Annotated in this window: 18 protein-coding genes and 2 tRNA genes; 12 read left to right on the top strand and 8 right to left on the bottom strand. The window is 70.4% G+C overall.

The genetic code is table 11. The annotated features are described in order from the left end of the window. Positions 1-6 precede the first annotated feature (6 nt). From ACW9TB_RS27585 to ACW9TB_RS27610, 6 genes are all read right to left on the bottom strand, one after another. Positions 7-1,242, bottom strand: coding sequence for a glycosyltransferase family 2 protein (locus tag ACW9TB_RS27585; protein WP_472750978.1), 1,236 nt, complete (start codon positions 1,240-1,242; stop codon positions 7-9). A 139-nt stretch (positions 1,243-1,381) separates the two neighbouring features. Then, positions 1,382-1,810 (bottom strand): MaoC family dehydratase, encoded by a 429-nt coding sequence (locus tag ACW9TB_RS27590; RefSeq protein ID WP_472750979.1) that lies wholly within the window; start codon positions 1,808-1,810, stop codon positions 1,382-1,384. A 1-nt stretch (position 1,811) separates the two neighbouring features. After that, on the bottom strand, positions 1,812-2,258 hold the full coding sequence (locus ACW9TB_RS27595; protein ID WP_472750980.1) for a MaoC family dehydratase N-terminal domain-containing protein: 447 nt from the start codon (positions 2,256-2,258) through the stop codon (positions 1,812-1,814). Between the two features lie 298 nt (positions 2,259-2,556). Next, on the bottom strand, positions 2,557-2,721 hold the full coding sequence (gene rpmG / locus ACW9TB_RS27600; protein ID WP_030921771.1) for a 50S ribosomal protein L33: 165 nt from the start codon (positions 2,719-2,721) through the stop codon (positions 2,557-2,559). Between the two features lie 78 nt (positions 2,722-2,799). Beyond that, positions 2,800-2,873 (bottom strand) — tRNA-Met (locus ACW9TB_RS27605). 212 nt (positions 2,874-3,085) lie between these two features. Continuing rightward, positions 3,086-3,158, bottom strand: a tRNA-Thr gene (locus ACW9TB_RS27610). A 344-nt stretch (positions 3,159-3,502) separates the two neighbouring features. Between ACW9TB_RS27610 and ACW9TB_RS27615 the strand changes: the two genes are divergently transcribed. The 3 genes from ACW9TB_RS27615 to ACW9TB_RS27625 all read left to right on the top strand — a co-directional run bounded on the left by ACW9TB_RS27615 (position 3,503) and on the right by ACW9TB_RS27625 (position 6,763). Beyond that, positions 3,503-5,089 (top strand): molybdopterin-dependent oxidoreductase, encoded by a 1,587-nt coding sequence (locus ACW9TB_RS27615; protein ID WP_472750981.1) that lies wholly within the window; start codon positions 3,503-3,505, stop codon positions 5,087-5,089. 53 nt (positions 5,090-5,142) lie between these two features. Continuing rightward, positions 5,143-5,781: a fasciclin domain-containing protein gene (locus tag ACW9TB_RS27620; protein ID WP_472750982.1), complete on the top strand. Its 639-nt coding sequence runs from the start codon at positions 5,143-5,145 to the stop codon at positions 5,779-5,781. A gap of 340 nt (positions 5,782-6,121) precedes the next feature. Beyond that, the gene (locus ACW9TB_RS27625) at positions 6,122-6,763 is read left to right on the top strand and encodes a hemerythrin domain-containing protein (protein ID WP_472750983.1); all 642 of its coding nucleotides are present in this window, start codon (positions 6,122-6,124) and stop codon (positions 6,761-6,763) included. 27 nt (positions 6,764-6,790) lie between these two features. Here ACW9TB_RS27625 and ACW9TB_RS27630 read toward each other — a convergent pair whose 3' ends face one another. Next, positions 6,791-10,183 (bottom strand): BTAD domain-containing putative transcriptional regulator, encoded by a 3,393-nt coding sequence (locus ACW9TB_RS27630; protein WP_472750984.1) that lies wholly within the window; start codon positions 10,181-10,183, stop codon positions 6,791-6,793. Positions 10,184-10,279: 96 nt separating this feature from the next. Here ACW9TB_RS27630 and ACW9TB_RS27635 point away from each other — a divergent pair, with 96 nt between their 5' ends. From ACW9TB_RS27635 to ACW9TB_RS27645, 3 genes are all read left to right on the top strand, one after another. After that, the gene (locus ACW9TB_RS27635) at positions 10,280-10,591 is read left to right on the top strand and encodes a hypothetical protein (RefSeq protein ID WP_472750985.1); all 312 of its coding nucleotides are present in this window, start codon (positions 10,280-10,282) and stop codon (positions 10,589-10,591) included. 417 nt (positions 10,592-11,008) lie between these two features. Beyond that, the gene (locus ACW9TB_RS27640) at positions 11,009-12,130 is read left to right on the top strand and encodes a glycosyltransferase family 2 protein (RefSeq protein WP_472750986.1); all 1,122 of its coding nucleotides are present in this window, start codon (positions 11,009-11,011) and stop codon (positions 12,128-12,130) included. A 400-nt stretch (positions 12,131-12,530) separates the two neighbouring features. After that, complete coding sequence (locus tag ACW9TB_RS27645; RefSeq protein WP_472750987.1) at positions 12,531-12,779, top strand: hypothetical protein; 249 nt, start codon at positions 12,531-12,533, stop codon at positions 12,777-12,779. 100 nt (positions 12,780-12,879) lie between these two features. On the opposite strand, the gene ACW9TB_RS27650 is transcribed toward ACW9TB_RS27645, so the two are convergent. Next, positions 12,880-13,872 (bottom strand): zinc-binding dehydrogenase, encoded by a 993-nt coding sequence (locus ACW9TB_RS27650; RefSeq protein ID WP_472750988.1) that lies wholly within the window; start codon positions 13,870-13,872, stop codon positions 12,880-12,882. Between the two features lie 100 nt (positions 13,873-13,972). On the opposite strand from ACW9TB_RS27650, the gene ACW9TB_RS27655 reads away from it, so the two are divergent. The 6 genes from ACW9TB_RS27655 (at position 13,973) to ACW9TB_RS27680 (ending at position 23,216) form a co-directional block, all read left to right on the top strand. Further along, positions 13,973-14,674: a TetR/AcrR family transcriptional regulator gene (locus tag ACW9TB_RS27655; protein ID WP_472750989.1), complete on the top strand. Its 702-nt coding sequence runs from the start codon at positions 13,973-13,975 to the stop codon at positions 14,672-14,674. 146 nt (positions 14,675-14,820) lie between these two features. Beyond that, positions 14,821-16,116, top strand: coding sequence for a PP2C family protein-serine/threonine phosphatase (locus ACW9TB_RS27660; protein ID WP_472750990.1), 1,296 nt, complete (start codon positions 14,821-14,823; stop codon positions 16,114-16,116). 397 nt (positions 16,117-16,513) lie between these two features. After that, positions 16,514-17,767 (top strand): glycosyltransferase family 2 protein, encoded by a 1,254-nt coding sequence (locus tag ACW9TB_RS27665; protein ID WP_472750991.1) that lies wholly within the window; start codon positions 16,514-16,516, stop codon positions 17,765-17,767. A 1-nt stretch (position 17,768) separates the two neighbouring features. Then, positions 17,769-20,075, top strand: a complete 2,307-nt coding sequence (locus ACW9TB_RS27670) for a right-handed parallel beta-helix repeat-containing protein (RefSeq protein WP_472750992.1) — start codon at positions 17,769-17,771, stop codon at positions 20,073-20,075. After that, positions 20,072-22,042 (top strand): right-handed parallel beta-helix repeat-containing protein, encoded by a 1,971-nt coding sequence (locus ACW9TB_RS27675; protein WP_472750993.1) that lies wholly within the window; start codon positions 20,072-20,074, stop codon positions 22,040-22,042. Before ACW9TB_RS27670 ends, ACW9TB_RS27675 begins: the two co-directional genes overlap by 4 nt. Beyond that, positions 22,026-23,216: a right-handed parallel beta-helix repeat-containing protein gene (locus tag ACW9TB_RS27680; protein ID WP_472750994.1), complete on the top strand. Its 1,191-nt coding sequence runs from the start codon at positions 22,026-22,028 to the stop codon at positions 23,214-23,216. The genes ACW9TB_RS27675 and ACW9TB_RS27680 overlap by 17 nt, the downstream gene beginning before the upstream one ends. Position 23,217 lies beyond the last annotated feature (1 nt).

Here is a 23,217-nt window from a genome sequence, read left to right on the forward strand (position 1 = left end):
ACCAGCCTACGGGGAGCGCAGCAGCTTCAGCACCCGGTCATAGGTCCGCCGGGACTCCTTGTCGCGGTATTCGGGGTCCACGCCGTCGTCACGGCGGTGCCGCTCCCGGTGGACCGGGAGATCCTTCCCCAGGGCGACCAGGGTGCCGGGCAGCCTGAGCGAGAACTCCAGGTCGGCGTTGCGGTAGTAGCGGGCGTCGGCGGGGAAGCCACCCGCGGCGAGCGCGGTGTCGCGCCTGACCGCGAACAGGTGGCCGAGCAGCCCCCGGACCTCGCCGGGCTCGGCCTCCAGCCATTCCATGTCGTCCTCGCGGGGGTTCACGCCCTTCCACCCGGCCGCGGTCACGTCGTCGTCCAGCGCCTTGACCAGCTGGGTGACGGCGTCGCCGTCCAGGATCACGGAGGCGTCCATGACGACGTGCACGTCCGAGGTGTCGAGGCGCAGCAGCTTGTCGCGGCTCTCGCCCCACCCCGCGGAGCCGCCCCTCCAGTGCGGTGCCTCGGCCACGTGCCAGGCCTCCACCCGCCGGGGGAACTCCTCCGCCAGCTCCTGAAGGACCTCTCCCGCGCCGTCCACGTTTCCCAGGTCGAGGGCGAGGATCCTGGCCTCCGTACGGGCGACCAGGGCGCGTACGCACTCGCGCAGCTCGTCGGGACGGCCGTCGGCCAGCAGCGCGACGGTCACCGTCGGCCGGAGGGCCTGCTGCTCCTCGACGTCGGCCGGGGGAACGATGGTCTCGTCGAGCCGGGAGACGGACAGGCTGGCGTCCCACAGCAGCTGGGAGGAGACCATCCGCCCGGGATGGCCGTCGAGATCGTCGGCCCGGCCGACCAGCTCGGAGCCCTCGGGCTTCTGCTGGGGCGCCGCCTCGCTCTCTGCGACCTTCTTCGCGTCCAGGTCACCGAGCCGCCCGGGGTGGCGTCCGGGATCCGCGGCCTCGGCGACCCGCCCGGCGTCGGCCGAGTCGTCCCGCCCGGCGTCTTTGGTGTCCCCTGTGTCGGCCCGTCCCTGGGCCGTGTTCGAGTCGTCCCGCTCCGTCCCCTCGGGCAGGGAACTCACCGTGGGCCACACCTCGAAGGAGGGAGAGGGGATGAGCTCGAAACCGTCGGCGGTGTCCCGGACGAGCCAGCCCTCGGTCCTGATCTCGTCACGGAGCGCGTCGGCGGCGGCATGATCCTGCTCGGCTCGCGCCTTGGCCCGCCGCTCGGCCAGGCCGGTCACGTTAGGAGGTACTTCGCTCATGCTGGGGAGCTACCCCCGGACAGGAAGAAGATTCGGCCCCGGCCCACGAGCATGCCACGAACCACGCCGCGAGCCGCGAGTAGCGCCGATGGACCACGTCCCGCACCGGCGCGGGCCGCACCTGGCCGCGACGGGGCGCCTACGACAGCTGGACCACCGCGCGAGCCTTGGACAGGACCCGGGAGTCGTTGGACTTGGCGGTCAGGGCGACCACCACCCGCTTGTCCTCAAGCTTCTCCTCGATGATCCCGCTCACCGTGATGACGGCGCCCTGGTCGTCGTCGGGGACGACCACCATGGAGGAGAACCGCACCCCGTAGTCGACGACCGCGCCGGGGTCGCCCACCCAGTCGGTGACGAACCGGCCGCCCTGCGCCATGGTGAACATGCCGTGCGCGATGACGTCCGGGAGCCCGACGGTCTTGGCGAAGCGCTCGTTCCAGTGGATGGGGTTGAAGTCGCCCGAGGCCCCGGCGTACATCACCAGGTTGGCGCGGCGCACCGCGTAGTCGGCGGGCGGGATCTGCTGACCCGTCTCGACCTCGTCGTACTTGACCGTCGCGGCCATGTCAGCCCGCCCCTCCACGCTCGACGATGGTGTTGTAGGTCGTGCACACGGGCTCGCCGTCGACGGTGCTGACGTCGCTCTTGACGGTGATCAGCTCGTTGCGGCCGACGCTGCGGATGTCGGTCACGGTGGAGACGCTGACCAGCTCGTCTCCGGCGTGGATCGGCCGCCGGTACTCGAAGCGCTGCTCGCCGTGGACCACCATGGCGAGGTTCAGGCCGAGCTCGGGGTCGGTCAGGATCGACCCTCCGGCCAGGCTGAACACGATGGGGAAGGTCGGCGGCGCGATCACGTCGGGGTGCCCCGCGGCCTGGGCGGCCTCCCTGTCCCGATAGATCGGGTTGTCGTCCCCGATCGCCGTCGCGAACTCTTTGATCTTCACGCGACTGACCTCGTACGACGAGGAGGGCGCGGACGCCCGCCCGACGAAGTCACGGTTCAGAGCCATCGTGCTCCTTTTCGGATAACCGAACTGGTGGGCCGACACCGGCGGGTGGAACGAGACACTAACAGAACAAAATTCCAGGACCCGCTCTCGGACAGATCACCGGGAAGCGGGCCACCAGGAAACCGTAGCCCGGCCCGCTCTCCCACCGGCTCTCTTCCGAGGCCAACGCTCGCGGGAGAAAACTATGCGGATACGACAAACCGGCGCCTCGTCTGAGGACGAGGACGCCGGTTTTCGTGGAGTATGTGCGTGCCGATGAAGCACTCATCTCCCGCCTCGGCGGAAGGCTTCGCGCAGACTAACGAGTCTCGCGGTGCGCCTGGTGCGTCTTGCAGTTCGGGCAGTACTTCTTCAGCTCAAGCCGATCCGGGTCGTTGCGCCGGTTCTTCCGCGTGATGTAGTTGCGGTGCTTGCACTCCTGGCAGGCCAGCGTGATCTTCGGCCTAACGTCGGTGGCAGCCACTTGGGAGTGCCTTTCTACGTTCGGGACAGTGGACAACCCACAAGGACCTCTCCGGTGGGAGAAGTCCCGGGTGGGTAGTAGCGGAGGCCGGACTTGAACCGGCGACACAACGATTATGAGCCGTTTGCTCTGCCTGGCTGAGCTACTCCGCCTTGAGGCCGACAAAATCGACCGACCTCGCAAGGATACCCGACCCGCAGAGTGCCTGCGTACTTGTGCAGGTCAGGGCGATCTCTTCTGGGTCGCCCCAGTATGCCCGCTCACGCGTCAGGAACCTTGAGTATTTTCTGGCCCGCCTTTACCTGTCCTTAAGGCCAACCAAGCCGAAAGCCCTAACCAGAAGGTTAGGGCTTTTAGGCTGTTGAGCCCCTTTACGGAATCGAACCGTAGACCTTCTCCTTACCATGGAGACGCTCTGCCGACTGAGCTAAAGGGGCCTGTCCGTGTCGCTCTCGCTTGCGGACAGGTGTAACCATACACGGCTCCGCAGCGGGATGCGAAATCAATCGAGGTCCACCCGGACCACCACACGTTCCCCCCGGAGTGCCCGCCCCGCACCCCGTGACGGCACCCATCCAAGATCCGGCCCGCCCCCTCGAACCCCGCCAGGGAAGACCGGAGAACACGACCCCGTCACGAGGTACGACGAGCTCGACGAGTAGGCATATCTCGCCTTCGTTCTCGCAGGTCAGGAGGGGTTCGCTCCTCAACGCGCCGCCTTCGCCCGAGATCGCGACGGATCCGCACCAATCCTCGGCCGCGAGGTCTCCGAATACGTTGCGTGGCGAATCTGAGACATGCGGTAAAGGCGGCCGGGGCGGGACTCCTGCCGGCGCTGGCCGCGCTCGGCGGTGGAGAGCTGTCGGCGGGGTTGCTCCGGCCGCAGTCCTCCCCGCTCGTCGCCGTGGGCGGCACGGTCATCGACCTGACGCCGACCCCGGTGAAGGAGATCGCCGTAAGCACCTTCGGGACCTACGACAAGCTCGTCCTGATCGGCACGATCGTCGCCGTCCTGCTCACCACCGCCGTCCTGCTGGGCTTTCTCGCCCGGACCGGGCGACGGCTCTGGGCCGCGGCGGGGGTGGCCGGGCTCGGCGCCCTGGGCGCCCTCGCGGCGGGAACGCGGCCCGCGACGATTCCCCTGGACGTGGTGCCGTCCCTGGTGGCGGCGGGCGTGGGAGCCCTCACCCTGCTCCTTCTCACCCGCGCCGCCACCGGGACGGCATCACCCGTAAAGGACGGCGGGGCCTCCACCACCGGGACGGCAGCGCCCGCGAAGGACGGCGGAATCTCCATCGGGAAGGCACCGCCCGCGAACCCCGCCACCGGGAAGGACCGCAGGGCCTTCCTTGTCACGGGGGCGGGTGCCGGGGTGGCCTTCACGGCCGGTCGCCTGCTCTCCTCCCGTGTCCCCGCCACCGCCGAACTCGCCCTGCCCGCGCCCGCCTCCCCGGCACGGCCGCTCCCGGTGGGAACCGATCTTCGCGTCCCCGGCCTGAGCCCGTTCGTGACCCCCGCCGCCGACTTCTACCGCGTCGACACGGCTCTGGTCGTACCCCGTCCGGACCTGGCGACCTGGACGCTCCGCGTCCACGGCACCCGGACGATCGAGCTGACGATGGCCGACGTGCTCGAACGAGGGCTGATCGAGCGCGACATCACCCTGACCTGCGTCTCCAACGAGGTCGGCGGGCCGTACGCGGGAAACGCCCGCTGGCTGGGCGTGCCGCTGCCCGTCCTCCTCCGGGAGGCGGGTGTTCCGGCCGGTGCCGACCAGCTGCTGAGCACCTCGGCCGACGGCTGGACCTGCGGCACCCCCACGGAGGTCGTCATGGACGGCCGGGACGCGATGCTGGCCGTCGGCATGAACGGCCGGGCCCTCCCCGCCGAGCGCGGCTTCCCCGCCCGGCTCATCGTGCCCGGCCTGTACGGCTACGTGTCCGCCACCAAGTGGGTCGTCGATCTCCGGCTGACCCGCTACGCCGACGAGCGCGCCTACTGGACCGAGCGCGGCTGGGCCGTCGACGCGCCCATCAAGACCATGTCCAGGATCGACGTCCCGGCCCCTCTCAAGCGCCTGCGGGCCGGAACCGTACAGGTCGCCGGGGTCGCCTGGGCACAGCACCGGGGTGTCGCGGCCGTCGAGGTCCGCGTGGACGGCGGCCCCTGGCAGGAGGCCACGCTGGCCGCCACCCCCGGCCCCGACACCTGGCGGCAGTGGACCTGGACCTGGCCTGCCACCCCCGGCGCCCACACCTTGGAGGCCCGCGCCACCGACGCGGCCGGGCGCGTCCAGCGGTCGTCCCGGGTGACGCCGTTCCCCGACGGCGCGACGGGCTGGCACTCGGTCGTGGTCACCGTCGAGTGATCGACCTCACACACCAATGAGAACCAACGAAAACCGACAAGAGGAGCATTCCCATGAAGAGCACGGCATTCGCCGCCACCACCCTCGCCATCCTGGCCCTCACCACGGCCTGCGGAAGCGACACCACGGCGACCGGCGGCACGGCGGCCCCGGCGACGTCCTCTCCCATGGAGAGCGCGACGCAGAGCCCGATGGAGACCCCGACCGAGAACGCCATGGCCGACGCCCCGTTCGGCGCCTCCTGCTCCGCCGTACCGGCGTCGGGTGAGGGAAGCTTCACCGGCATGGCCGACGACCCGGTCGCCACCGCCGCGTCCAACAATCCGGTGCTGTCCACACTGGTGACGGCGGTCAAGAAGGCCGGTCTGGTCGACACGCTCAACTCCGCCAAGGACATCACGGTGTTCGCGCCCACCAACGACGCGTTCGCCAAGATCCCGAAGGAGACCCTCGACAAGGTCCTCGCCGACAAGGCGACACTGACCAAGATCCTGACCTACCACGTCGTCTCCGGCAGGAAGACCCCGGCGGACCTGGGCGACGCCTCGCTGGAGACGCTGCAGGGCGGCACGCTGACCGTCGCGGGATCGGGTGAGGACTACACCGTCAACGATTCCAAGGTCGTCTGCGGGAACGTCCCCACCGGCAACGCCACCGTCTACATCGTCGACACCGTGCTCATGCCGAAGTAGACACCCCGTTCGCGCCCCGGGACCGTACGAGGGGGCAGACAAGAGGACGTGAGAGGCGCGGGCCCCGTACCGGGGTGATCCCGGTACCGGCCGCGCGGAGGGACGCCCACGGCGGCGCCCCTCCGCCGGGCCCGCCGGGCGAGCCCGCCAAGCCGGGCGGCCGGTCACGCACCAGGCCGATCTCGTACCAAGCCGGTCACGCACCAGACCGGTCGCGTGCCAGACCGGTCGCGTGCCAGACCGGTCGCGTCGCGCCGCCAAGTGGCTGCCAAGTAGGTCATAAGAGGGCCACCGCATCGTGGTCGGGTAAGCGGCCCGCACCGACCGAGGAGCCCTCGACATGACCCCAGAACTGCTGGGATTCCAGCTCACCCATCGCGCCATGCGCGGTGAGGTCCGCCGCCTGGCCACGCTCGCCACCCAGCTGGCCGACGGCAGGCAGTCCGCCGGGCGGGCCCGCGCCGCCGCCATCGCCGGTTTCATCACGAGCCTGAACCAGGGCATCCACCACCACCACACGATGGAGGACGAGCTGCTCTGGCCCGTCCTCGAACGTTCCGCCGGAGCCGAGGTGGACCTGCGCGACCTGAGTGACGACCACGCCGACCTCGACCCGCTGCTGGCCAGGATCAACGGCCAGGCCGCCGCGTTCGCCTCGACCGGCGACGCCTCCGCGCTCGCCACCTCCCTCACCCGGCTGGCCGACATGCTCGACGAGCACATCGCGGAGGAGGAGCGGCTGCTGTTCCCGATCATCAGGAAGTACGTGTCCGTCGCCGACTGGCACCGGATCGAGACGGCGGTCCGCAGGGGCGGGAGCGCCAGGATCGACCTGCCGAGGATCGAGGAGTACGCCAGGCCCGACGAGCTGGCCCGGCTGCGCGAGCTCGCCGGTCCCCCGCTGACGGTGATGCTCTCCCTGTTCCGGCGCGGCCACCGGCGACGCCAGCGGCTGGTCTTCGGCCCCCTCGCCGCCTCCTGATCCCGCCCCGGTCCGTACGGTGATCCGCTACGCCCCGTCCGGAGGCCGAAGAGCAGCCTCGCGCGCCGCGGCCGCCCAGTGCGGCGAGCCGATCCGCTCGGCGACCCGCACCGCCCGCTCGTAGTGGGCGGTCGCGTCACGGCCGAGGAAGACGGCCAGGTCGCCCAGGATCAGGGCGACCGGTCCCAGGGTGATCGAACCGGAGTGCATCCCGGCCGGTTCGCCGTCCCAGGGCAGCAGGAGCCGGTAGCACCGCTCGGCCGCCCGCCGGTCGCCGAGCGCGATCGCGTTCTCCCCGCGCAGGCCCTGCCAGAAGAGCCAGTAGTAGTCCAGGTGGGGCTCCTGGCCGGGCCGCCAGTACGTCCGCGCCTCGTCCACCCGTCCCTCGGCGACCAGCGCCCTGACCAGAATGTCCGCCACTCCCTCGGGGACGAGCGCGTACAGCGCCAGCAGCTCCGGGATGTCCTGCGGCAGGCCGCCCGCCAGCCGGGTCACGAACCGGCCGAGGGGTCCGATGACGTGGGCGTTGGCCCCTCCCGCGGCCATCATGCGCTCGGCGATGGCCAGGTAGGACCGCTCCGCGCCCTCGAAGTCGCCCCTGATCAACAGGACCAGCGTGTCGAGCATGGACAGCACGCCCAGCGCGAGACCGAGCTGGCCGGTGGTGGAGTGCTCCAGGGCGCGGTCCGCGTGGTGCCTGGCGGTGGCCAGGTCACAGCGGCCCAGGCTGACCATGAACAGCGCGTGGTGTCCCTGCATCGCGTACCCGGGCAGTTCCGCGCGATCGCCCAGCTCGACCAGCTCGCGGGCCACGACCTCCAGCTCGTCGCGGCGGTCGGGTGTCAGCAGCACGAAGTAGCGGGCGTTGAGTGCCAGGCAGGTGAGGTCCGTACGGCCCAGGCGCCTCGCGATCTCCACCGCCTCGGCGCTGTAGGCCCGGCAGCGCTCGTCGTCGTGTCCCTCCAGTTCGAAGACGAGCGTGGCCAGCAACCGGCAGCGGACCTCGTCCCCGGCACCGTCCAGCGCCTCCACCAGCGCGTCGACGAGCGGCTGGTCCACGTGACGGCTCGGCTGGATCGACCAGGTCACCGGGGCGTCGTACGCGGTCAGCGCCCGGTTCAGGCCGCTGCCCAGCCTCCGCGCGACGGCGACGGCCCGCTCGCGGTTCTCCCGGGCGGCCAGCACGTCGCCCTCGTGCGCCTGTACGGCCACCAGCGAGCAGAGCAGGTCGAGCCGGAGCGCGTCGTCGTCGGCGTGCTCCAGCGCTCCCCGGTAGAACGCCCCCGCCTCCCGGTAGGAGTGCATGCCCCGCGCCTGCTCGGCCGCCGCCCTGGCGTAGGGCACCGCCCGCCCCGCCGAGGCCGGGGTGGCCGCGGCGAGCGCGTGGTGGCCCAGCGCGGTGATCTCTCCGGGCCGGACCCGCTCCAGCGCGCCGACGACCCTGCCGTGCAGGCGGGTACGACGCAGTCCGGGCGTGTCCTCGTAGAGGGTCTCCCTGACGAGGACGTGGGCGAAGCGCACCCGGCCGGGCGCGGGCTCGGTCAGCAGCCCGGTCACCACGCCCGCCTCCAGCGCTTCGAGGGCGGCGTCCTCGTCGGTGCCCTCCAGGGCGAGCAGCACGTCGACGTCGACGTCCCTCCCGACGACGGCCGCGTCCCGCAGAATCCTCTGGGCCGTCGCGGGCAGCCGGGCGATCCTGCGGCGGATCAGGTCACGCACGCCAGGCGGCAACGCGCGGGCGGCCGAGGTGCCGTCCGTGGTGATCAGCCGCGCGGTCTCGCAGACGAACAGCGGGTTGCCGCCGGTCCGCTCGGCCACGGTCCGCGCGGTCGCCGCGTCCACCTCCCGCCCAGAACGCTCGCGCAGCAGCAGCGCCACGTCCTCGTCGCCGAGCCCGCCCAGGTCGAGCCGGTGGGTGTCGCGCCCGGCCAGGGCCGCCCAGGTCGCCCCCAGGTGGTCGACGGCCTCGGTGGGCCGGTAGGTCGCGACGATCATGATGTCGGCCCCGGCGACCCCCGTGGCGAGGTGGCGCAGGAGCTGGAGGGTCTCGCTGTCGGCCCGGTGCACGTCCTCCATGACCACCAGCAGCCGGGTGCCCCGCCCGACGACCCGGGAGAGGTAGTCGCCCACCGCCCGGGCCAGCAGGAACGGCCCGGCCGGTGAGGCGTCGTCGTCCAGCAGCGGCGCCAGCCGTGCCGCCAGCTCCCCCTCCGGCGGCCGGTCCACGGCCAGGGCGCGCAGCACCTCGCTCCACGCCCACGCGGGCGGCGCCCCGCCGTCGGTCTCCGGACACTGCCCGGTCGCGGTCAGCCAGCCGCGCGCCGCCAGCCGCCGGGCGAACGCGGCGGCCAGCGCGCTCTTGCCCGCCCCGGGATCGCCGCCCAGCCACACCGTGCGCAATCCGCTTTGGTCCGCGACCGCTTTCAACGCCGCCAGCTCCTCCGTACGGCCCACGAGACCGAAAACGGACCCGTCACCGTCTCTGTCCCTGTCGCGGACACTGTCGCGGTCCTGGCCTCGGTCCCGGTCCTGAACCCGGTCCCCGTCCCGGTCCCTGGCGTGGTCGGGGCCTGTCCGGTCCGGCTCTCGCCGCCCGGTCCCGGCGGTGTCCGGGAGCGGTGTCCGTACGGGGCCGGGGGCCGCTGTCCGGTTCGGGGAGGCCGTCCGGTTCAGGGAGTCGGCGTGGGCCAGGATGTCTGCCTCCAGCGCGCGCAGCGCGGGGCCCGGGTCCACCCCCAGCTCGTCGGCGAGGGTCTCGCGCGCCCTCCTGATCGCGCCCAGGGCGTCGGCCTGCCGCCCGGCCCGGTAGTAGGCCAGGGCGAGCAGCCGTACCGCGTTCTCCCTGAGCGGGTGGGCGCGGACGTGCCGCTCAAGTTCGACCTCCGCGTTGCGGCCGAGCGCCAGCAGCGCCTCCGCCCTGTGCTCCACGGCGACCGTCCGCAGCTCGTCAAGCCGCGCGGCCTCGGGCTCCGCCCACTCGTCGTCGGCGAACTCCGCGTACGCGGGTCCCTGCCAGAGCGCGAGTGCCCGGTCCGCCACCTCCAGTGCCCGTACCCCGTCCCCCTCGGCGAGCGCGGCCCCGGCGGCGTCGACCAGGCGGGGGAGGAGCCAGGCGTCCACCTGCTCGGGTTCCAGCCGCAGGCGGTAGCCGGGGACGGCGCTGACCAGCACCGTGGCGGGCGTGCGCGGCGGCCGTGCGGGTTCGAGCACCCGCCTCAGGTTGGACACGTAGACCTGGAGGGCGGCCAGCGCCTTGGGCGGCGGTTGCCCGCGCCACAGGTCATCGATGAAACGATCGGTGGAGACCACGTGCCCGCCCGCCGCGACGAGCCTGGCCACCACGGCCCGCTGCCGGGAGGTGCCCAGGTCCACCGTACGGCCGTTGATCTCCGCCTGAAGCGGACCGAGAACACGCAACATAACAAAAGGCAGGGTATGCGCCCTTCAGCGTCTTTTGGTGAACGCCAAGCCTTTCTGGGCGAAGACCGGGCCTTCCAACGAACACCGAGGAGCACGATGCCGCAGGATCGCCGCAGGGACACGATCCGGGCGCTCGACGAGAGCGACCGGCCGCACCTGTACTGGCACGGGGTGGACGGCGACGGTCACGTGTGGCTGTTCGAGACCGTCATCGACAGCGGCGGGGAGTACTGGCCGGTTCGGCACGCCGAACTGGGCTCGGACGGCATCGCCCGCACGTACTCGTGGCGCCACATCGAGGACGAGCACGGCTTCCTGGCCGAGGGCCCGATCTATCCCGGCGACTTCGGCCTGAACGCCCTGACCTCCGAGGAGTTCGACACCCTGTGGGCCGCGCTCAACGGGTGAAAACACTCTCGCCACACCCCCGACGTACGGCCCGCCCCGGTCGTCCGCGACCGCGACCGGGGCGGAAGACGGCCAACTCCTCGTCGAAGACTGGCAAGAAACCACGCCGCTGCCCACTTCACGCAGGTCAGCTCGTCAAAGCCACCTTCGTTCCCAGGCCCGCGAAGCGGAATGAAATACGTTCAATTATGTCCGGGTGAGACAGCCGGTCACCCGGCGATACCGTCCGTGACGCGATTGTGCCGACAATGAGCTTTGCCCAGCATATTGCCGTCGGCCGATCGACCGATTTCAGCACGCGTAGAACCACTCTCACAATCATTGCACCGAACTTGCGGACGGTTGATAATTCTGGTTGAGAAGGCGTTCGACGTGACCGCACCGGTCATCCTTTGTCGCCCATTCACAGGAGGTTCCGTGAAGGTCAGCGTCGTCATTCCAGCCTTCAACGTGCGGAGCAAGTTGCGCCTGTTGCTGTACACCCTCGCGCACAGCGTGCTCGATCCGGAGGACTCCTTCGAGATCGTCGTCGCCGACGACGGCTCCACCGACGGCACCGGCGAGATGGTCGCCGAGCTGCCGGGCCGTGACAACCTGACCTACCTCTACCTCCCGCGCACCGACCGGTCGAGCCGGGCAGCCGCCCGTAACGCGGCCATCGCCAAGGCCAGCGGGGAGCTCGTCGTCATGGTCGACGCCGACACGGTGGTCGGGCCGACCTATCTCGCCGAGCACGTTCGTTATCACCGGCTCAGGAATGATCTCGTCGTGATCGGCCCCCGCCCGGACCTCGGAGAAGGAGAATTCGACGAGGAGCGTCTCAGCCGCGAATTCACCTTTGACGCCATGCCCGCCGTCGGCTGGGGTGATCCGCGCGAGAAGGTGCTGGCCGAATTCTCGGGCAACATGAACCGGCTCGCCATCTGCTGGCATCTCCTGTTCACCTGCAACGCCTCGGTGCGCGTCGAGCACCTGCGCCGGCTCGGTGGTTTCGACGAGGCGTTTCTCGGCTGGGGACTTGAGGACACCGACCTGGGGTATCGCCTGCGGCAGGCGGGACTGGCCTTCGCCTTCAACGTCTCGGCCGTGGCCTACCACCAGCGGCGCCGGGGAATAGACGCCGGAATGTACAACGACTGGGTCCGCAATCTCGCCTACATGATGGCCAAGCACCAAGCGCCCGAAGTGGCGATCCAGTCGATCGTCGGCCTGGCCATGAACCCCGCCGGTCAGCGGATCGGCTGGGTGGAGGCGATGCGCTGCTTCGAGGTCTCCGCGCGGGCCCTCGACGGCCGGCTGCCGGTGCCCGTCACGTACCGGCTCGTGGTGGTCGAGGAGGACACGGTCGACGCCGCGACGGCGGAGCTGGTGGCTCGCGGTGCGACGAGCGACCTTCTCATCATCGACGAGACCCCCGGCGCCGAGCTGGCCGGTCTGGTCCAGTGCGTGGACACCCCCGGCGAGCTGCTCTACTTCCACCGGCCGTCGGCGACGCAGCGAGCCGAGATCCTCAGCCGCTACCCGGTGACCGGCGGATGAGTCTCCCGCTTCGCGGGCCTGGGGGACGAGGGTGGCTTTGACAAGCCGACCCGCGCGCACGATGTGCCAGGTCTTCGACACGGCGTCGGCGCGGCGGAGCCCGGCGTGGAAGGAGTCACGACAGAACGGCACCTCGAAGCCTCCGGTTACAGGTTGATCCCGGTCGACGACCCTTCCGCCAGGGGGCCTCTCCATTTCGGAGCCAAGACCGGCGAGTCACAACGAGTCCGCGACCCGCGACATCGGGTTGGGGTGAGCTCGCTATTCGCTATCTCTTTCCATCTGTTTTCGACTGTTTTCGACCACTGGTAAGCCGTCGTTCCGGCTGCGCCATAACATCGCCACATCGGGATGACAAAGTGGGTTATTTCGCATATATGCATAGGAGTAAGTTGCTCGCATGAGCGGAACGCCCGGCCTGAGGATGGCAGCCTCGGACATGACCGCGCTGAGCCTGTGGACCGCCGACGCGGTGGTGCTGTTCGACTGGCTCCTGAGCGTGGATCTCGACCAGCTCCCCGTCCAGCACATGGCACAGAAACAGGCCCTGATGGACCTTCTCCAGCAGCTTGACCGGAGCATTCCCGGTTACACCACCGAGGACATCGAACAGGCGCGCCTGCTGCTGACCCGCGAGATGGGCCTGTAGTCGTCCTGCCCTTAGAACCCGCCACTCCGCCTCCCGCCGGAGGCGCGTACCGGCGGGTGCGGGGAAACCCACGCCCGCCCCGATCACCCCGTACGAACGCTCACGGCACGAGCAAGGTCTTGCCGACGGTCTCGCGGTTCTCGATCGCCCGGTGCGCGGCGGCCGCCTCGGCGAGCGGGTACGTCTGGCCGATGGTCGGCCGCAGCCGTCCGGCCACCGCGAGAGCGAGCGCCTCCACGGTCAGTTCGCGCAGCTCCGCCGGAGTGGGGGGCGCCTTCCTGCCGACGACGGTGATCGAACGCGCCCCAGCGCCGCCAATGCCATCAGCGTCGGTACGGTCGCCGACCCGGGACCACGAGCCGCTCGCCATCCCGTAGACGCTCACCCGTCCGCCTTCCCGCAGGGTCGTCAGCGCCTCGGTGCCGATGTCGCCGCCGACCCCGTCGAGAACGAGGTCCACCCCCGTACCGCCCGTCACCTCGACAACCCGTCGCGCCCAGCCGGGCCGTGAGTAGTCGACGTAGGCGGTCGCGCCGAGGGACGTGACCAGCCCCTCCTTCCCCGATCCCCCGGCGGCGCCGACGACGCGGGCCCCCGCCCCCGCCGCGAGCTGCACGAGCAGGCTGCCGACCCCGCCACCGGCGGCCTCCACGAGCACCCACTCGCCGGGCCTCACCTCCGCCTGCCGGTGCAGGCCCACGGCGGTACGGCCGTCGGCCAGCAGCGCGACCGCGTCCCCGAGCCCGAGTCCCTCCGGGACCGGCACGATGTCGGCCGCCCCCGCGAGGGCGAGTTCGGCGTACCCGCCCTCGCCTCCGGTGGTCGTCACCACGACGGTGCCCACCAGGGCGGGCTCGACGTCCGGCCCCGTCGCGACGATCCGGCCGCCCACGCCGTTGCCCGGTACGCGAGGCAGCGCGGGCCTGCGGGGAAAGGCCGGTCCGCCACCGGCGCGCACCTGCGTCTCGACGAAGGTGACGCTCGCGAACTCGACCGCGACGAGCACCTGCCCGGAACCGGGGACGGGGTCGTCGACCCGCCGGATCCGGAGGACTCCCGGATCCCCGAACTCTTCCATCACCACCGCGCGCATGACGGGCCTCCCGTTCCACACCAAAACGGATTAAACCACTCCGATTAGCGGGACAATATAACGGAGTGATTCGTTCCGCAACGCGGGTAAAGTGGGGCGCGTGACCGAGCACGCCCGCAGGGCCCCGCGGCAGGCCGAGGCCGAGCGCAACGACCGCGCCCTGCTCGACGCCGCGAGAGAAGTGCTCGCCATGGACGGCGCCCACGCCTCGGTGGCGGCGATCGCCGCCCGCGCCGGAGTGGGGATCGGCAGCCTGTACCGGAGATACCGCACCAAGGACGAGCTCTTCCAGCGCCTGTGCGAGCTCTCCCTCGACCAGTGGATCGAGGCCGCGGAGGTCGCCCTGACGCACGACGACCCGTGGGCCGGGCTGGCCTGGTACGTCACCGCCAGCGTCAACTCGGGCGCGGGAACCCTCGGGCCGATCGCCGGTTCCATCGCCGTCACCGAGGAGATGGAGGCCAAGGTCAGGAGGTCCGACGAGGTGGCGGAGGCGCTCGTGGCCCGCGCGCACGCCGCGGGAGTCCTGAGGCCGGACGTCACGTCCGTCGACATCTCGCTCCTGATCGAACAGCTCGGCACGTCCCCCCTGATCGAGCAGCTCAACCGGCAGGGCCACGTCGAGCTCGCCGGGGCGGCCCTCAACGCCAGGGAGCGGATCATCGCCATCGCCCTGGACGGCCTGCGGGCGGGCCCGTCCACGCCCCTCCCGGGATATCCGCCGGGCGACGAGCTCTTCACCGCGCGCTGGATCCACAACCCCCCGGGCCGAGAGGGGACGTCGCCGTCCCCCGGGCGCTGACCTAGAGTCAGACCGGCAGTTTTGTTCGTACTGCTCTGTTGGGCGCGACCGTCTGCCCCGGGCTGATTCCGGCGGTTTCGGGTATGAGCGGCGTGATCGTGGACGACGTACCCGGTACCCGGTATTCCGGAAGAAAGCGGTTGCGCATGGGTGTTGAGATCCCCTCGGCGGTGCTCGACCCCAAACGCCTGTCGGCGGTGTGGGCCACCGGCCTGCTCGACAGCGAGCCCGAGCCGTCGTTCGACGACCTCGCCCGTCTGGCCGCGCGGGTGACCGGGACGCAGCGGGCGTTCGTGACCCTGGTCGACGACCGGCGGTCGTTCTGGAAGAGCGCCATCGGCATGGGAGAGCTGTCCGTGACCGAGCGGCAGAACCCGGTGTCCGACAGCCCCTGCCACATCCTGATCGCGACGAACGAGCCGCTGCTCGCGAACGACGCCGTCGCCGACCCCCGCGTACGGGACCTGCCCGCGGTGGAGCGGCTGGGGATCGGCGCGTGGGCCGGGTATCCCATCCACGGCCCGGACGGCGAGGTCCTGGGCGGGCTCTGCGTGGTGGACTCGGCGCCGCGCGTGTGGTCCGACGCCGACGCGCAGACGCTGGCCACCCTGGCGCGCGCCGTGTCGGGCGAGATCCGGCTCCGGGACGCGCTGGCCCGTTCGGAGCGGCACGTGCTGGAGCTGCGGGCCGCGGGTGAGGTGTCCGAGAGGCTGGCCCGCACCCTCCAGGACAGCCTGCTGCCGCCGATGATGCCGACGGTACCGGGCCTCCAGGCCGCCGCCACCTACATCCCGGCCGCGGGCGAGGTGGACGTGACCGGCGACTTCTACGACCTGTTCCTGGCGAGCGGTTCGCGCTGGTGCGCGGTCCTGGGCGACGTGTGCGGGCACGGTGTGGAGGCCGCGCAGATCACCGCCCTGGCCCGGTACACCCTGCGGGCCGACGCGCCGCGCCACGTCTCGCCCAGCAGGACGCTGGAGCAGCTGAACCGGGCCCTGCTGGCCCAGCGGGTCAGGGACGGACGGTTCCTGACGGTGGTGTGCGCGATCTTCCGTCCGGACGGGGACGGTTTCACGGGAATGCTGTCCACGGCCGGGCACCCCTCCGCCCTGCTGCGACGGGCCGACGGGAGCGTGGAGTCCCTGAGGACACCCGGCGTCGTGCTGGGCATCATGGAGGAGACGAGGCTCGGGAACGTCCGTTTCGACCTGAGGCCCGGTGACACGCTGGTGCTGTACAGCGACGGCGTCACCGAGGCGCATCCGCCGGGACGGCAGGACCTGTTCGGCGACGAACGCCTGATCGCCCTGCTGGCGGGATGCCGGGACCTCGACTCGGGCGACATCGTGCGGCGGATCGGGGACGCCGCACGCGACCACAGCCAGGGGCACATGACCGACGACATGGCCATCCTGGCCCTTCGCGTCCCGGCGCCGTCCTGAGACGAGCCGTACCGGACCTGCCCCGATGCGAGGACCGGCTGGCGTGAGCCGCGCCAAAACATCCGATGTAAGCCGTAGCGAACCATCCGGTATGAGGCGCGGTGAGCTATTTTGTGTGATCTATACCACACCGGCTCGCGGGAGCCGCGCCAGAGGAGCCGGAACAGGACGTATCGGTCCGACCTGCGGAAGCCGCCCTGCTCAGCGGCACCGTAACGACACCTCATCGACCCCTGGCGCACCCTGTGCAAACTCCCTCAATCCTGTAACATTTGTACCGTTCCAAGATATTTAGAGAGGTGGGACCAGTAATGTCCCCACCTACTCGGCCACGGATCTTCCCCCTGGCCGCATGGGCATGTTGGCGCGATTCGCCCAGGAGGATTCGGTGGAGTCGGTGTTCGATTGGTTTGATGCTGCCTATGAATGGGTCGTTCGCTCCAGCGCCAACGGGACCTGGCGGGACCTGATCCCCCTGGGTCTGGCCGGTTTGCTCGTCTGGGGCCTGTGGATCTATCGGGTGGTGTTGTCCCGGCTGGCCAGGCCGATCGTGAACGGCTACCGGACCACGGTCTCCGTGGTCGTCCCGTCCTATCGGGAGGACGCCGAGATCCTGGTGCGCTGCCTGGACAGCTGGCTGGCCCAGGACCCGCAAGAAGTGATCATAGTTGTGGATGTCGCGGACACCGACTGCCATGCCAAACTGCGTGAGGTGACGGACCCCCGGCTACGCGTCCTGGTGTACGAGCACTCGGGCAAGCGTTCCGCGCTCGGGGTGGGCATCCGCGCGGCCAGGGGCGAGATCGTGGTCTTCGCCGACTCCGACACCTGGTGGCAGCCCGGCCTGCTGGCCGCCGTGCAGATGCCCTTCGAGGACCCGGCGGTCGGCGGGGTCGGCACCCAGCAGAACGTGTTCCAGCGGACCAGCAGCGTCTGGCGGCGCATCGCGGACTGGCTGGTCAACCTGCGCTACTACGACTACGTACCGGCGATGGGCAGCAGGGGCGGGGTGGCCTGCCTGTCCGGCAGGACCGCCGCCTACCGGCGCGCGGCCATCCTCCCGGTCCTCACCCACCTGGAGAACGAGTTCTTCCTCGGCCGCCGGTGCATCGCCGGCGACGACGGCCGGCTCACCTGGCTGGTCCTCGCCTCCGGGTACAAGACCGTGCACCAGTCCTCGGCCCGCGCCATCTCGATGTTCCCCGACTCCTTCCGCGCCTTCGTCAAGCAGCGCGTCCGGTGGAGCCGCAACTCCTACCGCTGCTACCTGACCGCGCTGTGGAAGGGGTGGCTGTGGAAGACCCCGCTGGTCACCAAGGTGACCGTGCTCCAGATCCTGCTCACCCCGGTGACCATGGGCGTCACGCTCGCCTACCTGTTCTTCAGCAGGCTTGAGCTCACCCCGCTGGGCATCGGGCTCGCCGTCGGCTGGCTGCTCCTCGGCCGGGGTGTCCGCGGCTGGTCGCACCTGCGCCGCCACCCCGCGGAGATCCTGCTGCTGCCGCTGCTCTGCCTGGTGGTCATCATGATCGCGCTGCCGATCAAGCTGTACGCGTTCCTGACGATGAACAAGCAGGGCTGGCTCACCCGCACCTCCGACCAGGTGGGCGGAGCGGGTCAGAGCGCCGCCACCCTCAAGGGAATGGCCTGAGATGAGACGTCTCGTTCCCGTGCTGCTGGGCACCGCGGTGCTGGCGGCCGGGCTGGGGGCCGGACCGGCCGTCGCCCTCTCCTCCCCCGACCCGGCGGGTGAGTCCGAGGTGCTCCCGGCGTCCAGCCCGTCTCCGGCGGGCAGCGCGACCCCGGACAACAACCCGTTCCTGAACGAGCCGACTCCCGAGAACAAGCCCTCCCCCGAGGACACCCCTCCTCCGAAGGCGAGCCGGACCCCGACCGTCAGACCGACCCAGACGACCGGCACGACCCGGACGGCCGACCCGGACCCGAAAAACAGCGCGAGACCGACGACCGGCCCCGCCTCGACCTCCGGCCCCGTGCCGACCTCCGGCCCGGCCCGGACGGCCGACCCGGCCACGGAGGACTCCCCCGCTCTGGTCGAGGACGCGATCATGGCGGACGACGCGATCCTGGAGGCGGGCCTCACGGCGGGCGACGCCGAGGCGCAGGCGACCCTGGTGGACGTCGAGGACCAGCGGATCATCCAGACCCGTGCCGCGCTCACGGCCATGCTGCAGACCGGTGGCATCGCGGCCGCCCAGCGCAAGCAGCCCCAGGTCTTCGTGTCGGCGCACGGCAGGACGCTGGTGCTGCCCGCGCGCGCCACCGAGATCCCGTACACCCTCAAGGACCTGATGGCCGTCGAGAAGGGCCGCTACCTGCGGCGGCTGAAGGACGGCTCCTACCTGCTCGGCGTCCACGTCTTCGTGGCCGACGGGGCGCGGCTGCAGTTGCGCGGCCCGCTGACGCTGCGGATGGGCAGCCTGCCCGGCTCGTTCAGCTCGATCATCGCGTTCGGCGGCGACATCGAGATCAAGGGCACCGCCAAGCGGCCGGTGCGGATCACCAGCTGGGACGTACGGACCCAGAAGCCGGACACGACCACGACCGACGGCCGCGCCTACATCAGGGCGGTCGGCGGCGAGTTCGAGATGACCCACACCGAGGTCTCCGACCTGGGATTCTGGAGCGGCCGTACGGGGGGCATCGCGCTCACCGGCACCGAGCGACCGGCCAGCGTCTACCGGCACCGGACGAAGGACCAGCGCCACCAGGACAAGCAGGAACGGCTCGCGAACACCAAGAAGGGCGAGCGGAGCGGAAGCAACTTCGGCGACGTGGAGACCATCCCGATCGGCCCCGGCACCGCCTCGCACGTGCTCGCCGACGAGCTGGTGTCCGGGTCGATCAAGGACAGCGTCATCACCGGCGACGCCTACGGGATCTTCGTCTCCGGCTCGAACCAGACGCAGATCATCAACAACAAGATCATAAACAGCCTGGTGCACGGCGTGTTCATGCACCGGTTCGCCAAGAACGCGACGATCGAGGCGACCGAGGTGATCGGCAGCGGCGGCGACGGCTTCGTGCTGTCACGGGCGACCGAGAAGGTGAAGGTCATCGACTGCGTGGCCGAGCAGAACAAGCGCAACGGCTTCACGCTCAACGGGCGGGCGCTCGCGAGCGGCCCGTCCGCGAGCGGCGAGTCGCTCGCCGTCTACGGCGACAGCTCGGTCAGCAACAGCACCGCCCGCGACAACGGGAGGTACGGTGTCGAGGTGCTCGGCGGCAGCCGCCTCGCCGTGCAGACCAGCGAGATCATCGGCGGCGACATGGGCATCGTGGTCCGCGAGGGCGCCAGCGGGGTGCAGATCTCCGGCAACAAGCTGACGAACCAGCGCCGCCAGGCGATCGCGCTGCGCGACGGGGCGACCGGCGCGCACGTGGCCGGTAACACGATCACCGGGACCGTCACCGGGATCTATCTCCGCGACTCCGCGGGCATGATCGTCGGAAACAAGATCACGACCCTGTCGACGCCCAAGGCCCACGGGATCACCGTGGTCGGCGACGCCACGGGCTCCGAGATCACCCGCAACACCGTCATCGGCGCGGGGACGAGCGCGATCAGCGTCGCACGGGCCGCAGACACGGTGAACAAGCACAACAACGACGAGGAACAGTGGAATGACACGTCGTCGTTCTGGGTCAAGGCCAAACGCTACGTCAAGCCCATGAACGTGATCTGGGCCGGGGTCATCCTCCTGGTGGTCGTGTCGGCGATCCGGTCCCGCGGCGTCCTCGAACGACGGCAGCGACGCCGGGAGATCCGCAATCCGTACGAGCAGCAGCGGCTGCTCACCGAGGGGCGGTTCGTACAGCTGCGCCCCGCCGCTCCGCCCGCGCCTGACCTCCCGGCGCCTCCCACCGGACATCCCGCGTGGCGCCGGCAACCGGCGTCGCCGCACGCCGACTCGGCCCCGGTGGGAGGCAGGGGATGAGCCGCCCGCGCCGGAAGAAGGGCCGCACCCTCCTCATGGTCCTGGTGCTGAGCCTGTCCGCGGCCGGTACCTGGGCGTACCTCGCCTACACCGATCGCGCCGTCCCGATCCCCGGCGTCAACGAGGTGTCCCAGGCGGAGGCCCAGCAGCAGTCGGCCCTGGTCGACCAGGAGGATCTGCGGATCATGCAGACCCGCGCGACGCTGTCCTCGGCGCTGGCGCGGGGCGGGCCCGCCGCGGCGAGATCCCGCGTGCCGCACATCTCCAGCTCGGCCAACGGCCAGACGCTCGTGCTTCCGCAGCGCCGCGAGCCGTACCGGGTCGCCGACCTGGAACGCCTCGGCCAGGAGTACTTCCAGAAGCAGTCGGACGACTCCTACGTGCTCGGCATCAACCTGTTCGCCGGCCCCGGGGCCAAACTGGTGCTCCAGAACGCGACCGGCCCGCTGGTGATCCGGATGCGCAGCGACCCCGGCGGCTTCGTCTCGATCGTGGGCTTCGGCTCGAACATCCGGATCAACGGCTCGGCACGGAACCCGGTGCGGATAACGAGCTGGAACGCGCAGGACAGGACGGCCGACACCAAGGTCTCCGACGGCCGCGCCTACCTGCGCGTGGTCGGCGGAGAGCTCACGATGAGCCACGCGCAGGTGGAGCACCTCGGCTTCTGGAGCGGCCCGACCGGCGGGCTGGCGCTGACCGGCAGCGACCGGACGACCCAGAACGCGGACCTGGTGACCGCCCCCGTCGCCGCCACCCTCCCGAGGTCGTCGCCCACCGCGTCGCCGAAGCCGACCGCCTCCCAGCCGCGAGCGCTCCTGCCCAACGGCCTCCTCGTACCGAGCAGGGGCGGCAGCAACGAGATCGAGATCACCAACGGGGCGGCCAAGGGCAGGGTCACCTACCGGCTGCCCGAGGCCAACCTGGTCACCGGCGACATCACCGACACCAAGATCACCGGCAACGCGTACGGGATCTTCATCACGGCCTCCAACGAGACCCGGATCATCAACGTCACGGTCACCGGGAGCCTCGTCCACGGGGTGCTGCTGCACCGGTTCGCGCGCAACGCCTCCATCGAGAACACCACCGTGACCGACAGCAGGGGCGACGGCTTCGTCCTGTCCAGAGGCACGCAGAACGTCACGATCACCGGCTCGGAGGCCGCGCGCAACAGCGGCAACGGCTTCACCATCAGCGGCCTGCCGCTGGCCAGGGGGCCGTCGGCGTCCGGGGAGTCGCTGCGCAGCTTCGGCGGCAGCTCGGTGACGAGCAGCACGGCGCGGGACAACGGCCGCTACGGCGTGGAGATCCAGGGCGGCGTCAAACTCGTCGTGCAGACCACCGAGGTGATCGGCGGGGAGATGGGCATCGTGGTGAGCCAGGACGCCACCGGGGTCCGGGTCTCCGGCAACCGCCTGAACGGCCAGCGCAGCCAGGGAATCGCGCTCCGCGACGGGGTTCGGGGGGCCAGGATCAGCGGCAACATCGTGCGGGACACCCAGACCGCGATCTACCTCCGCAACTCCGAGGCCACCATCTCCGCCAACACGGTCGAGTCCGCCTCACTGCACGCGATCTCACTGCTCGGCACGGCCAAGGGCACCAAGATCACCGGAAACACCCTGGGAGGTGCGGGCCGCAGCGCGCTCGACACGAGCCGGGCGAAGGGAACCACGACCGTCACGCAGAACAACACCGCCGGCTGGCAGGACACGGCCGGTTTCTGGACGACGGTCAAGCGGATCGCCAAACCGATGAACCTCATCTGGCTGGGAGTGATCTCTCTGATCGTGCTCTCGGCGCTCCGGGCACTACGTGGCGACGGCCCGAGGGTCGGCCACCGATTCGTTCATCCGTACGAGAAGCAGACACTGCTGGAAGAGCGACCGGCCAAGTTCCTGAGGACCGCCGGCGCCAAATCCCCAGCGGAGAGGAGCCGAGCGAGCGATGCGCCTGGACATTGACAGGAAGACCCTGGTCGGGATGCTGGCCGGGGCGGCCATCACGGTGGTCGTCGTGGTGCTGCTGCGCGGGCTGTTCGGCGGCGCGGACGGCCCGAGCACCGCGATCGAGGACATCAGGCCGAGGAGCGCGGACGCGCCGGCCTCGCAGTCGTCGGAGTCGGACTCGTCGGACTCGTCGAATTCCGGGGACGACGCCAGACAGGCGGAGGAGAAGGAAGAGGACGTGGAGGAGTTCGTCGCGTCGCAGGATCCGCCCGACATCGCCGTCCCCGTCGGGAAAGGGCTGATCGACTGCCCCGAGGCCACGGTGACCGTCGCCGACGCCGCCGGGCTCACCGAGGCCCTGGAGGCGGCCGAGCCCGGCACGGTGATCCGGCTGGAGCCCGGCGTCTACGGCGGCCGGTTCGTGGCGGCGGTCCCGGGCACGGAGAACGAACCGATCTTCGTCTGCGGCCCGCCCGAGGCGATCATCGACGGCGGCGGGGTCAAGAAGGGCTACGCCTTCCACCTCAACGAGGTCAGCCACTGGCGGCTGATCGGCTTCACCGTCCGCAACAGCCAGAAGGGAGTGATGGCCGACCGCACCACCAACACGATCATCCAGCAGTTGACCGTCCACCACATCGGGGACGAGGCCATTCACCTGCGCAACTTCAGCACCGACAACACCGTCCAGTACTGCATGATCTACGCGACCGGCCTGCGCCGGGAGAAGTTCGGCGAGGGCGTCTACCTCGGCACCGCGGAGAGCAACTGGGCGGAATACTCCGGCGGTCAGATGGACCGCAGCGATCGCAACATCGTGCGTGGCAACGTCATCCGGGCCACCGCCGAGGCGATCGACATCAAGGAGGGCACCTCCGACGGCCACATCGTCGGCAACATCTTCGACGGTTCCAGCCTCGGCGGTTCCAAACACAACGATTCCTGGGTCGACGTCAAGGGCAACGGCTACCTGATCCAAGGTAATACCGGCAGCAACACCAACGCGGACGGCTTCCAGACCCACAAGATCGTGGATGGCTGGGGCACCGGCAACGTGTTCCGGGCCAACATCATCGACCTTGGCAGTTCAGGCGGCATCGGCATCAACGACACGGCCGGCGGAAACACGATCGCCTGTGACAACAAGGTCACCGGCGGCGCGCTCTCCAAGGCCGACAACTGCTCCTGAA

Source organism: Streptosporangium sp. H13245, assembly GCF_055690525.1.